Origin of the sequence: Paraliobacillus sp. JSM ZJ581 (genome assembly GCF_044383835.1) — a bacterium.
In the GTDB taxonomy this organism is placed as follows: Bacteria; Bacillota; Bacilli; order Bacillales; family Amphibacillaceae; genus Paraliobacillus.
The window spans coordinates 1-13557 of the sequence record NZ_JBISEP010000010.1 but is presented as its reverse complement, the minus strand read 5'-3'; the positions used below and the strand labels follow the sequence as shown (position 1 = coordinate 13557).

The following is a 13557-nucleotide window of genomic DNA, read 5'->3' as shown; positions in this document are numbered from 1 at the left end:
TTAGACATGTAAAGCCAAGCGCTGTACATCACGAGCAATCATTACTTCTTCATTAGTTGGAATGACGATTACTTTCACCGGAGAATGAGGGTAGTTAACAAATGCTTCTTTGCCTCGAACGTCATTTAATGCACGATCCCAATATACGCCCATAAATTCTAACCCTTCTAGTACACGTTCTCTTACCTCTTTACTGTTTTCACCAACGCCTGCTGTGAAGACAATTGCATCTACACCGTGCATTTTAGCTGCATAGGAGCCAATATATTGGTGAATACGTTCAGCGAAAATTTTCAGAGATAATTCCGCTCGACTATCGCCACTTTCTGCTTTTTCTTGAATATCTCTTAAATCACTAGAAAAACCAGATAATGCTAACATTCCACTTTCTTTATTCAATACATGTAATACTTCAGCTACAGTCTTACCTGTTTTTTCCATAATATATGGGATTAGAGCAGGGTCAATGTTACCAGAACGAGTCCCCATTGTTACACCAGCAAGCGGAGTGAATCCCATAGATGTATCAATTGATTTACCATTCTCTACAGCAGCAATACTTGCACCGTTACCTAGATGACATGTAATTAAACGTAATTTATCTAGTGGTACGCTCATTAAGTCTGCTGCACGCTCTGACACATATTTATGTGATGTACCATGGAAACCATATTTACGAATACCATATTTTTCATAATATTCATACGGCAAACTATACAAATAAGATTGATCAGGCATTGTTTGGTGAAATGCCGTATCAAAAACAGCTACTGATGGTACATTAGGTAGAATTTCCTTAAATGCACGGATACCAGTTAAGTTTGCTGGGTTATGCAGCGGTGCTAATTCAGATACTTCTTCTATTTCCTGAATAACTTCATCTGTTGCTAAAACAGAATCGCTAAACTTCTCTCCACCATGCACAACACGATGACCAATTCCATCAATCTCTTCCAGAGAATGAATCACACCTGAAGCCTGTAGCTTTTCTAATAATAATTTAACAGCTACTTCATGGTTAGGAATATCTGTCGTGATTGAATCTTTATTCTCAGCATATTCTAACGTAAACACAGAATCACTAATCCCTATACGCTCAACTAAACCCTTTGCTAATACAGTTTCATTTGGCATTTCAAATAATTGAAATTTTAAAGAAGAACTACCAGCGTTTATTGCTAACACATTACTCAAAATTATTCAATCCTTTCAATTCAGATCCAATTTAGTATATCCAATACTATTCTAACCAAGTATGTCGACGGATTGCAACATAAACCTACAATGTTAACGTTTTCCTACAAAAGTTCTTATTTTCTAATAATTAAAATCCTTCTTCTTTAAACCAATGATTCATTTTTTCAACCATTTGTAAAGTTGCATTCGGATTTTTAAATGAAGGCAACTGTGCAATTAAAGCTTGTTTTGGCGGCATTGTCCCCTCACCTTTTTTTTGTAAGATCAAAATGCTTTTAGCTTGTTGTTCAGATGTGAAGATACTATTAGGTAATTGTAATAAAGCTACTATATGAGCATGCTTTTGCAAATATAAATGTAATTTATTTGATTGATCACTGTTAAATAAAAAATTAGGAACGACAAATACTAAAAATCCTGCTTCTTTTGTATAATGTAAACTTTGCTCGATAAAAAGATGATGTGCGTATGAATGCCCTTCATCAGAACGTAGTTCATACGATTTCGCACGTAAATCATCCGGATAATAGCCAACAGGTAAGTCAGATACGACTACGTCAACTGGCTCTAACAAAAATGGTTGAAGACTGTCTTGATGAAATAAATCGATCTTTATTTTTTGAAAGTTAGCATTAACCAAACCCAATTGAATTAATGTCGTATCAACGTCACTACCATAAGCTTCATAATTCGTTTCTAATTGGTTGATGATGGATGATAGAAGATTTGCAGAACCAATTGCAGGATCAAAGATACGAATGCTTTCTTTTTTCCCTACAATTTTATTTACAATGTAGCCCATAAACATCGCAACTGTATCTGGTGTGATGAGATGCTGTTGTTGTGTTGCACCTCGCATGCCTTTTAACGTTGCTAATTGAACTATTTTACGAATTTCTTCCTTCTCTAGCTCCTCTAATCGCACTACTTTTACAGTTTTATTAAGATAATCAATTGTATCTTGTAACAGTTCACTACTTGAAGTTTGTGAATAAGCATACTCTAAAGTAATAACCAGACTTTCCAAGTAGGTTATATTTTCTTTCGTTTGAAGGTTTTCAACTATATTATTTAATTTTTCAAAATTTTGTTCCACATTTTTTTGCTGCATCTGTCTACCTACCTTTCAAAATAACAAACAAATGAAACACCATTATTAAACTCGCTATTATGTATCTTAACATGAAAAAGAATGCCATCCATATTATGAAGGCATTCTGTATAGATGTCTAGCGATTTATTTGTTAAAATCACTACTTTTTTCACTTTTAGACAGTATTTCTTTTATTTTATCTAATGCTTGTGGCGCTATCTCAACCATTTTTTCGTATAAGTTAGCATGTTGATCTAAATGAATCATCTGTACTCCTTGTTTGTTGATAATTAAAAATCCTATCGGTGTAATAGTAACCCCTCCACCACTGCCGCCACCAAAAGGGTAAGATTGTTCAGAAGAATCACTATCACTTTGTTGATTTGTTTGCCCGAATTCGCTCCCTCCAGCTGCAAAACCAAAACCTACTCTCGATACTGTAATAATTGTACTTCCGTCTGGAGATTGAATGGGATCACCGATTATTGTATTCACATCAACAATTTGTTTTAGGTTTTCCATTGCTGTTGTCATTAGTCCTTCGATAGGATGGTTATTGTTCATACTACATATCTCCTTTGTATTTTATACATTTAAACCCTTCATTGACTGATTAATTTTTCTAAATGTATTGATAGCTTGTCCTAATCGTAAAGAAAAGATACATGAGCATGTCGATTGAAAAACAGGTTCTTCAAAGTCAGAATAAACATGCACAATTGGGGCATTTTTCAAGTAAAATAAATGATCTAATAATCCTAATACTGATCCCTTGATTGTCCAGAGTATACCAGTTAACATCCCAGTTGTTGCTGCACCTTTCATGCCAATAGTTGTTTCCCATTCTTCGATTTCTATTGAAATTTTTTTAAAATATTTAATAACCTTCATCTTGTGTTTCGTTGTAGCTTTTTTTTCAGTAAAGTTATTGATATGTTTTTTAAATTTATCTATTAATGATTCAATATCAATTGATTCGTCTTCTAAAGGATCATTCCATGTTTTATTGTAAGTAAACAAAGTAAGTTGTGCGATAGTTAACTTGATTGATAATTGCAATTCTTGATGGTAAGTAAGTTCACATCTAAGTTTGACCGGTAGTAAAATAGCAAGCAAGAGTAAACACAATAACAAAATAGTGATGATTATTATAACCAGCATAAAATGACACCTCCCTTGTTAGTATGGGAATAAATGAATTTTCATAAACCTATCTCTTCCTTTAATGTTTATCAAGTTTTTATTTTGGTTATATGTTAATAATAAGTTTTTTAAATTGGAGGAATTCTAATGGCATTATCGGTTTATTTTTATTACACAAAAGAAAGCGTTAGTAACGAAGAGGTAGATACATTAATAGCATTAGCAAATACAAGTGGATTTGAAGTAAGTAAGGATCGAAAGCGAGCAGATATTATTGTCTGTTTAGGTGATGATGGGGTGTACTTACAAGGGATCCGTAATACAGGATTCAGAAATGATTGTATTTATGTAGGCATGACCAAGGACAATCAATCGGGACTATATAGTGATTTTTCTTTTGATGAGCCTAAGGAAATGTTTGAAGCTCTATCATCAGATAATCTACAAGTAGATAAATTCCCTATTATTGATGTTTCTATAAATAATGAAGCACCTTTCTATTGTTTGAATGAGGCAAGTGTGCGTTCTTCCATTATTAAAACGATCGCAATTGATGTATATATAGATGATACCTATCTTGAGCGATTTCGAGGTGATGGGCTAATTGTCGCGACACCAACAGGAAGTACAGGGTATAACAAATCTACCCAAGGGGCAATTTTAGACCCCTCTATCCCCTGTTTTCAAATGACAGAAATTGCATCACTTAATAATAATCATTACCGAACACTTGGTTCATCTCTTGTTTTATCTAAAGATAAGAAGCTTCGATTAGAAATTATACAAGACGGAAATGATTATCCGATCATTGGTTTGGATAATGAGGCGTATTCTATTCGAAACATCACTGATATTAGTGTGAGTATGTCTGAACGGTATATTCAAATGATTAAACTCCCTAATAATAATTATTGGGAACGAATTAAACGTACTTTCCTTTAATTGTTTATAATTGTAAAATCAGTTACATATTTGGTTTCACCTTTGTACGCAACAATATTAAATGTTTGTGCTATTTAAAAGAGTAGTGCTTCAATGAAGCACTACTCTAAGCCATTGTATTATTTTATTTTGGTTGTCCACCTAGTTGTTGTTCAGCCATTTGAACTAGACGTTTAGTGATTTCTCCACCAACAGAACCGTTAGCACGAGAAGTTGTATCAGGACCAAGATTCACACCAAATTCTTGAGCGATCTCATATTTCATTTGATCCAATGCTTGGCTTACACCAGGTACTACTAAGTTATTTGAAGAATTGTTAGCCATGTTTTTTCACCTCCTCTGTGGTACATTTCTAGAATGTGCAGGAAGAGGTGTTGTCATACTAAAAAAAAACTGGTAGTTGTTTCAATAAACACCTATATTTTTTAACGTATAATTCTTGAAGTTTGGATTTTAAAACAGTGTGTCAAAATCATCGGGATCAGAATCTTGTGTTAACATTATCGTTTCAATGTTATTCATTATTTCTTCAATATCTTCTTCCACATCGATCAAGTTTTCAAAATACTTCACCTTATCAAGTTTCGGCTTCGTTTTTGGAGCTTTTGGCACAAACACAGTGCAACAATCCTCATGTGGTCTTATTGATATATGATACGTATCAATATCTTTTGAGATACGAATAATTTCATCTTTGTCCATTGAAACTAATGGACGTAATACTGGATAAGCTGTCACTTCATTTATCGCATGCATACTTTGCATCGTTTGACTAGCTACTTGTCCTAGGCTTTCACCTGTGGTTAAAGATAAAATATTCTCTTTCTCAGCAATTTTTTCACTTACTTTAAGCATCATACGACGCATAACTGTCATCGAATAACCGTGTGGAATTTTTTGATGTATCTTTTGTTGTAGTGCAGTAAAAGGAACAACATGCACTTTAATATGATTGCCATAATATGTTAGTTGTTTAGCTAAATCAATTACTTTTTGTTTAGCTGCCTCACTTGTATAAGGTGGTGAATGGAAATGAACAGCTTCCAATTTCACTCCTCTTCGCATCATTAAATAACCTGCTACAGGACTGTCAATTCCTCCTGAAAGTAATAATGCTGTTTTTCCAGCTGAACCAACAGGAAGACCACCTGCACCTTTTATTCTTTTAGACGTAATATAGGTGGCTTGTGTTCGAATATCAATGTGCAATTCCACATCTGGATAATGAACATCTACCGTATAATTTTCTGTATTTCTTAATAAATGTGATCCAACTACATGATTGAATTCTTGAGATCCTATTGGAAAAGTTTTATCCGCTCTTCGTGTTGTAATTTTAAATGTAGTCCCACTTTTATTATCTTTTAACGCTGCAAGAGCCGCTTCTTTAATTTTTTCTTGATCATTTTCAACTTTAATTGCTAGGCTAAGACTTTGAATCCCAAATATCGATCGACATGCATCAATAATTGGATCGGGTTCTTGCCCATTTAACATAATTGTCATACGATCTCTTGCATGATGAATTTTGATTGTTGGATACTGTTTTAATTTCGTTCGTACATTTTCATGTAATTGATATATAAATATTTTACGGTTTTTACCTTTCAATGAAAGTTCACCATAACGTATTAAAATATGGTCATATAACATATTATCTACCCCATCACTAAACTTAATTGTTGTGTCACTTTGCGTAAGGAACGACAAAACAATTCAATTTCTTCTCTTGTATTTTCATATGAAAAACTAACTCGCAACCCTGACTTTGCAATTTCTTTTGGCATGCCAATCGCACGCAACACAGCACTTTCATCAGGTTTTTTTGACGAACAAGCTGACTTAGTTGAAATAAAAATATCTCTTTCTCCCAATGCATGAATAATGACTTCTGGTTTATACCCAGGTATAGAAAAATTAAAGATATGTGGTGCTTGTTTCTCCGTTGTATTAAAGCACACATACGACAATTCCTGTAAAGAGTTACGCAATATTTGATTTAACTCATATAAATAGTTTCTATTGTTCTTATGCTTTTCATTGATGATGCGCATTGCTTTTACTAGAGAGACAATTCCTGCAACATTTTCAGTACCTGAACGATAATTAAATTGTTGTGCACCACCATCGAATAATGGAAAAATATTAATTCCATTTCTTATATACAATAAACCTGTACCTTTTAATCCATGTATTTTATGTCCAGAAATTGTACATAAATCTATTCCACTATTTTTAAGTGATAGCGGTACCTTACCGAATCCTTGAACGTGGTCAACATGAAAGTAGGTTTTCTTGCGGTGCTTCATTAATTCTCCTATTTCTTCAATTGGTTGGATCGAACCGATTTCATTATTAACATGCATGATGCTAACCAAAATGGTATCCTCTCTCAATGCCTGTTGCACATCTTTTATATCAACAACACCTGTTTTATCAACAGGTAAATATGTCACACTAAAACCAATATTTTCTAATGTTTTACACGCTTCAATTACAGAAGGATGCTCTATCTGAGTCGTTATAATATGTTTTCCCTTGTTCTTGTGTGCTAATGCAATCCCTTTAATTGCTGTATTGTTCCCTTCTGTTCCGCCTGAAGTAAAAACTACTTCATTTACATCAACATCTAAAATACTTGCTGCTTGCTCATGTGCTTTCCTAAGCAAGGTTTCTGTTTCAAGACCTAAACGATGAACAGAAGAAGGATTGCCATAGTATTGCTTAGATACTTGTTGAAAGCTTTGTAATACAGTAGGGTCCGGTTTTGTTGTTGCGCTATTATCAAAATAGATCATTTTGCATCTCCTTATTCACGTTTATGCAATGCAATATCTTAACATAGAACGAGCATAATAAAAAGTAATCTAAGCAAAATTAGTCACATATTTCTTTTTCCTATCACATTTTTATCACTTTTCGTTAAAAATCCCTTACTATTTTTTAGTAAGGGACCTAAATGAACACTAGTTAATATTTAATTCGTTTAATAATTTATCAATTGAAATTGGATTTTTCTTTTCCATTTCATACATAACTGTTTGCGTTGGGTTAGCCAATCCAGTTTCTTGTTCATGTCTCACTTGCTTAAGTGTAAATGTGCTTTCTTCACGATTGTTGGCTTTCAAATCGACAAACTGCTCTGACCCATTTTCTAACGTATCTTTATGAAAAGCTATCCCTTGATGGTTAACTGCTTTATTTGGTTCATGATCATCAACAAGTAAGAAAAAGACTAACAACCATGTAGTAATCGATAATGCTGCTAAGCTAATTACCAAACTTTTTTTCACTCTCGTTCAACCTACCTTAAGTGGAGATATCCACAAATTCTTTTAGTCGGAGCAATGCACCAGGTTCGATTTCTTCAAGCGCATTTGCAGCTGTATCTAATGCTTGTTCATATTCAAAATTTCTGAATTTTGTCTCAGCCTCTTGTAATTTCGTTGCTAATAATGGATATTTACTGCGATAACGATTTGCATATTGTATTACCCGCTCAACTAAATAAGCTTGTTCAATCAATGCATTACTTTGATCAACTAATGCATTTACCGTATTTTCCGCCTCTGATAAAGCATGCATTACTTCACCCATATCTAACGGCTGCTTTTCAAGTTTCTCAATAACAACATCACTTCTGTCAGTTGCTTCATCTAGTAAATTCCACAAATGAGAAGGAGTACCTGGTAAATTACTGCTTTGTAACTTTTTATTTGTATCAAACAGTTCTTTTTTTAAGCGTAATACTTTTTCTCTTGATTCTACTTCGTCTTTTCGAATCGTTTGGAGCTGCTCTTTAAACTCTTGATGTGAATGATGTAACTGCTCTAAATCATCTTTACTGGATTTCAACTGATCTTTTAGTGTTACATATGTCTGTGTCTCACTTTCTAAATCCATTTCAATTTGAGCAAACTGCTTTTCTAATTGGTGAACCCATTTGTCTAGCTTAGCATACAATTCTAAATCATTTTCTTCTAAGTAATACGTCTGTTGTAATTGTTTTACTTCTTCATTTGTCGAATTAAAATCATTAATAGAACTCGTAAGATTTGATTTCACACTAGCTATATGGGTTTCGATATAACTTTTAGCTTTGGCTTCTTTTTCAAGTAATTCATAAATTTCTATAAGTCTTTCTTCAATCGCTTGAATAAGCTCATAAATCTGGAACATATCTCCATTCTCTAATTGTTCTACACTAATGGAAAGTTGATCTAAAAAGTTATTTAATTCCTTTTCTAAACCTAAATGCTCAATGCGATACCCTTCTTCTTTCATTTGTTCTATACCTGCTAACAAATCCTTAATTTGATCTGGTATCTCATTTTTACTTTTTTTATAAATCAAAGGGAATTCTTCTAGTTTTTCTGCTACTTCCTCTACAGAGTCAGTTAATTGAGTCACTAAATCTTTTGCTTCATAATAATTTCCTAATCCTACTTCTTCTTGATATCTATCTAATAGCTGTTGGAGATCCATTATTTGAGCTTCAAATATTGGCTCTGCTTTTCCATAAAGATATCGATTTTGAAGTAAAGAATGACGTAATTCTTTTATCCTAGGCTGCATATCTTCAATTTGTTTTCGACTTTGCTTTTCTGAATCAAGCAAATCGTCTAATTCTTTAAACATCCGCTCAATTAATTCTTCAATGTTCTGTAGAATATTTTCTACTTCAGCAAGATTTTTCTTAGCTATTGAAATACGAAAGCGATCAGCAGCTTCTTCCGCATCTAATAAGTACTCCTCGATATCAGGTAAATCTCTTGTTAAAATTTGATCCCACGTACTTTTCCAAGTTTCGAATTTGTCTTGTGTCTCACCAGATAAATTTAAACTTTTCACCCGTTGAAGCTCACCAGATACATTACGATTCATGATATCCATCTTCCAGCTTTCGTGCTGATCTACTTCATCATATATTCTTTTTCTCAGGATAAGTCCAATAATTATTACTACAATTAATATTAGAATTCCACCAATGATATAGCCAACCACGCGAATCCTCCTCAACCAAAACCAATCTATTCTATTTGTAATCATCCATATACCAAATTTCAGTGAATGGACGTAGTTATTTTATTAAAAAACTTTATTCTTACATTTTATTATGTATTACTACTATCATATCACGTTCAAGCAATTTTTTGCTAAAAAAAATCAAAATTATTAACAGATTGACAAATTTCTTCTGCTAGATGTATATTATTTTAAAAAATTCATATTTCCTAGTTGATTGCTATACTGTCTTTTCTTAGTTTATAATTATAAAAACTTTTAATAAGGTTTTTATCTATTATCGTTGTTGGTATTTAGATAATAAACGATATGAGGAAAAACACCTGAATTTAAGGAGGAGGCCTATGTTTCATAAAGAGTCTTATCTATCATCTAAAGAAGGGAATTATCAATTAGTTATTAAGCAACTTGAGGCACTTTTACATGGAGAAACAGATCAAACAGCAAACCTTGCAAACGCTTCTGCTCTTTTAAATCAATTTCTTAGTGATATCAATTGGGTAGGTTTCTATCTATTTAAAAATGATGAACTAGTCCTAGGACCTTTTCAAGGATTGCCTGCATGTGTACGTATATCTTTTGGTAAAGGTGTTTGTGGTACAGCAGTCAGCGAGCAAACTACTCAAGTTGTTGGCGATGTTAATCAATTCCCTGGCCACATTGCTTGTGATGCAGCTAGTCAATCCGAAATCGTCGTTCCAATCATTGTAAATGATCAAGTGTTCGGCGTATTAGATATCGATAGCCCAAATAGAAATAGGTTTGATGAAATCGACCAGAAATATTTAGAACAATATGTTGACGTACTAAAAAAATTCATCTAACCGTATATATGCATGAATATATAGCGGTTCACTTTAACTAATTAAAGTGAACTGCTTTCTTTATTGAAGTAATCATTTCTAATACCGTTTTTATTAGTTTTTTCCTATATCACAGGAATTCATTCGGAGAGCGAAGATAAAGACGAATACGATCAAAATATTATAAATGCTTCAATCTTCACCGCATTCCCTATTCTATCAATTGAAGATATTTCACTTGACTTATATGTCGATTTTATCGGTAATATTAGTTATGAAGCTTGGCGTGATTGCCTTTAAGATGTTATTACTACATTTATTGTACAAGGAAGAAGCATTTCAATAAAAAAATACTAGAAAAAGCTTGGGAGACAAGCTCTTTCTAGTAAAAGGTTTATATTATGTTACCTTCGCAACTCCATTTTTCCCTAAACGTTTGGCCTCGTATAACGAACGATCTGCCCGGTCAAATATCGCTTGCATTTTTTCTCTATTATCTTGATGCCAATGAGCAATTCCAACTGAAACAGTAATCAAAGGGTCTGTTTTCTCTTCAATTTGAATAACAAGTTGTGATGCAATTCGCATCCCCTCTTCTATATTCATATTGGGTAAGTAAACTGCTATCTCTTCTCCTCCCCACCTTGCTGCAAAGCCTGAATCTTTAATATTCTCTCGAATAACATTTGCAACTTGTATGATTAATGAATCGCCTATTTCATGCCCATACGTATCATTTACTTGCTTAAAATCATCGATATCAATTAATAAGAAAATACCCTGTTCTCCTGACTGAAAATGCTCTTCACATTTTTCATCTAAATATCTTCTGGAATATAATTTAGTGAGATAATCTGTTATTACCGATTGTTCCAATTGCTCTCGCAAACTAGAATTAGCAAATGCCAATGTCGAGTGATGTACGATAGACTGAATTAGTTTGAAATCATTAAACGAGAAAAAATCAGGTTGATGCTGTGCTAAAATAATGACTCCGTTTACTTGATCCGATTGTATCATAGGTAAAATCATGATAGAACGAAGCGGAATTGTGCATTCCGGATATTTTTCCGAAAAATCACCAAGGAAAATCGCTTCTTTATCAGTTTTAATAGTTGGAAATATCTCTTTTGCCAACCAAGTGAGTGATGCATCATGAAAGTAAGCCGAAGACTCCTTTAATAATGTAAAGTCATCTTGTTTATCAAATAATATAAACGCAATCTCTTCTATTTGAAAAAATTTTATTAACTGTTCCTTCAAATAATTAGCAGTGTCTGATAATCTTAAACTCGCATTTAATTGATGTGTGATTTCATTAATCAACTGTAGATCTAAAATCAGTTGTGTTGATTGCTGATACAATTGTGCGTTCTCTAAAGCGTTCCCAGCAGTATCTGCTAGAAACTTAATAAACTCAATCGTATCTGAAGAAAATTCGATCATGTTATTAACCTTTATTTGTAGTACGCCATAAATCCCCTGTTTTCCTCGTAATGGAGCGTATAAACTTGTTCTGTTTTTCTTACTGTTTTGATCAATTTTGATTTCACCGGTTGAGTATGATTGAACACTTAGTTTATTAGCAAACGCTTCATTGTAAATTAATTCTGTCACAGGTAAATCTTTATTATTAATATTCGTTGATAAAAATAGCTGGCATGCAAAATTTGGATAAGTAGACTGAATTGTAAATACTATTTCGGAAAGCACATCACTTGGATTCATTGTAGAATATATCTTTTTAGTCACTTGATACATGAGCTCATACTTATTTTTAGTTTCCATTGATTCTACATGATAATCTTGATTATCTAACAAAAAATATATTTCTTTACTTATTTTTTTTATTGATACCTGAAAATTTGCTAGTCTTTGCTCCTCTTTGGTAAACCCCAATAGCACATAGGCAATTGGGATTTGATACTGTTGTATCGGTATTAAATATGCTAATGGTAGTCGTTTGTTAAGTAATGCCTTGTTACCATCGAAAATATGTGCGTCCTTGTTTATTAAATCTTTTCTATTAAGAACGTCATCAGAAAAAAGGAATCGTTTGTATACCTTTGTCGTTTGGTCATTCTCACGTACAATTTCGTAATCTTGCTTAGATGGTTTATAAAGATATAAGGCTGTGTACGTTGCATTTGTATTTTTTTTTATTTGTTGAATTACTTCATTATATAAAGTGTGCTTCTTCGTTGTCACGGATAAAACATTACTGGAAATTAAGGTAGCCATTGAATTGTTTTCTTGGTTATCATATTCCATTAATATCCCCACCCAGCATTTATATTTTATTGATACATAGTGAAATGGATCACTACATTCCTTGTGTGTATATATTGATTTAATTATATCACATTATATACCAATGTTTGTTATCTTTCTACCAAATTGTAGTTCTTTTTTCTTACATATGATACTTCATTATCTCCCTTATTGACTTACACACCAAAAAAATATATAATGTACTTTGTGTAAAAAAGGTAGCCTATGTGAACCACCGGCTGATCATTCTGTTCCTTACTTTTCAATTGAATCGTAAGGTGTATCGTGTAACTCTCTGCTGCTGGAGCGATGGTACATGAAAACAAAATGGCTGACGATCATGGAACGCACTGTCTTATTTTATGCAAATCTATTATATAAAGGAGAAGATGTACAATGGCTCGCTATACAGGTTCTGTATGGAAAAAGTCTCGTCGTCTCGGAATTTCATTAACTGGTACTGGTAAGGAGTTAGACAAACGTCCTTACGCACCTGGACAACACGGTCCAAATCAACGTAAAAAGCTATCTGAATATGGGTTGCAATTGCAAGAGAAGCAAAAACTTCGCTTCATGTATGGTGTAAATGAGCGCCAATTCCGTAACCTATTCGATAAAGCTGGTAAAATGAAAGGTATTCATGGTGAAACATTCATGATTCTATTAGAATCTCGTTTAGATAACCTTGTATACCGCTTAGGTCTTGCTCGTACGCGTAGACAAGCTCGTCAACTAGTAAATCACGGGCATATTACTGTAGATGGAAGTCGTGTTGACATTCCTTCTTACAGCGTAAAGCCTGGTCAAGCAATTGGCTTACGTGAAAAATCAAGAAATCTTAACATTGTAAAAGAAGCGGTTGAAGCTAACCCGTTTGTTCCAGAGTATGTTTCGTTTGATGAAGAAAAGCTAGAAGGTTCATATACTCGCTTGCCAGAGCGTTCTGAACTACCAGCTGAAATTAACGAAGCACTTATCGTTGAGTTCTACTCTCGTTAAAAAAAAGGTTCTACGTCAAATCACGTTGGTGAGTCAGAATAGTCAACTGAATTATTTTATGTTCGCGTCCTAAAGTAGCTAAG

Annotated in this window: 13 protein-coding genes; 3 read left to right on the top strand and 10 right to left on the bottom strand. The window is 33.3% G+C overall.

Features of this window, described 5'->3' with window-relative positions; genetic code table 11:
- The 4 genes from ACH6CY_RS07745 to ACH6CY_RS07730 all read right to left on the bottom strand — a co-directional run bounded on the left by ACH6CY_RS07745 (window position 1) and on the right by ACH6CY_RS07730 (window position 3451).
- Window positions 1-1194: an acetate kinase gene (locus tag ACH6CY_RS07745; protein ID WP_374066762.1), complete on the bottom strand. Its 1194-nt coding sequence runs from the start codon at window positions 1192-1194 to the stop codon at window positions 1-3.
- 130 nt (window positions 1195-1324) lie between these two features.
- Window positions 1325-2308 carry a class I SAM-dependent methyltransferase gene (locus ACH6CY_RS07740; protein ID WP_374066761.1) on the bottom strand — a complete coding sequence of 328 codons (984 nt, stop codon included), beginning with the start codon at window positions 2306-2308 and terminating at the stop codon, window positions 1325-1327.
- 126 nt (window positions 2309-2434) lie between these two features.
- Window positions 2435-2854, bottom strand: a complete 420-nt coding sequence (gene ytfJ, locus ACH6CY_RS07735) for a GerW family sporulation protein (protein ID WP_374066760.1) — start codon at window positions 2852-2854, stop codon at window positions 2435-2437.
- Between the two features lie 21 nt (window positions 2855-2875).
- Complete coding sequence (locus ACH6CY_RS07730) at window positions 2876-3451, bottom strand: DUF2953 domain-containing protein (protein WP_374066759.1); 576 nt, start codon at window positions 3449-3451, stop codon at window positions 2876-2878.
- A 129-nt stretch (window positions 3452-3580) separates the two neighbouring features.
- Between ACH6CY_RS07730 and ACH6CY_RS07725 the strand changes: the two genes are divergently transcribed.
- Window positions 3581-4375: an NAD kinase gene (locus ACH6CY_RS07725; RefSeq protein WP_374066758.1), complete on the top strand. Its 795-nt coding sequence runs from the start codon at window positions 3581-3583 to the stop codon at window positions 4373-4375.
- A gap of 124 nt (window positions 4376-4499) precedes the next feature.
- On the opposite strand, the gene ACH6CY_RS07720 is transcribed toward ACH6CY_RS07725, so the two are convergent.
- The 5 genes from ACH6CY_RS07720 to ezrA all read right to left on the bottom strand — a co-directional run bounded on the left by ACH6CY_RS07720 (window position 4500) and on the right by ezrA (window position 9380).
- Window positions 4500-4700 (bottom strand): alpha/beta-type small acid-soluble spore protein, encoded by a 201-nt coding sequence (locus ACH6CY_RS07720; RefSeq protein ID WP_374066757.1) that lies wholly within the window; start codon window positions 4698-4700, stop codon window positions 4500-4502.
- Window positions 4701-4829: 129 nt separating this feature from the next.
- Complete coding sequence (thiI, locus tag ACH6CY_RS07715; protein WP_374066756.1) at window positions 4830-6029, bottom strand: tRNA uracil 4-sulfurtransferase ThiI; 1200 nt, start codon at window positions 6027-6029, stop codon at window positions 4830-4832.
- 5 nt (window positions 6030-6034) lie between these two features.
- Complete coding sequence (locus ACH6CY_RS07710; protein WP_374066755.1) at window positions 6035-7174, bottom strand: cysteine desulfurase family protein; 1140 nt, start codon at window positions 7172-7174, stop codon at window positions 6035-6037.
- 168 nt (window positions 7175-7342) lie between these two features.
- Entirely contained in the window at window positions 7343-7669 is a 327-nt protein-coding gene (locus ACH6CY_RS07705; RefSeq protein WP_374066754.1) for a hypothetical protein, read from the bottom strand.
- A 16-nt stretch (window positions 7670-7685) separates the two neighbouring features.
- Window positions 7686-9380: a septation ring formation regulator EzrA gene (gene ezrA, locus ACH6CY_RS07700; RefSeq protein ID WP_374066753.1), complete on the bottom strand. Its 1695-nt coding sequence runs from the start codon at window positions 9378-9380 to the stop codon at window positions 7686-7688.
- A 365-nt stretch (window positions 9381-9745) separates the two neighbouring features.
- Between ezrA and ACH6CY_RS07695 the strand changes: the two genes are divergently transcribed.
- Window positions 9746-10225, top strand: a complete 480-nt coding sequence (locus tag ACH6CY_RS07695; protein ID WP_374066752.1) for a GAF domain-containing protein — start codon at window positions 9746-9748, stop codon at window positions 10223-10225.
- A 378-nt stretch (window positions 10226-10603) separates the two neighbouring features.
- On the opposite strand, the gene ACH6CY_RS07690 is transcribed toward ACH6CY_RS07695, so the two are convergent.
- The gene (locus ACH6CY_RS07690) at window positions 10604-12475 is read right to left on the bottom strand and encodes a sensor domain-containing diguanylate cyclase (RefSeq protein ID WP_374066751.1); all 1872 of its coding nucleotides are present in this window, start codon (window positions 12473-12475) and stop codon (window positions 10604-10606) included.
- A 396-nt stretch (window positions 12476-12871) separates the two neighbouring features.
- Between ACH6CY_RS07690 and rpsD the strand changes: the two genes are divergently transcribed.
- Window positions 12872-13474, top strand: coding sequence for a 30S ribosomal protein S4 (gene rpsD, locus ACH6CY_RS07685; RefSeq protein WP_374066750.1), 603 nt, complete (start codon window positions 12872-12874; stop codon window positions 13472-13474).
- The last annotated feature ends 83 nt before the right edge of the window (window positions 13475-13557 follow it).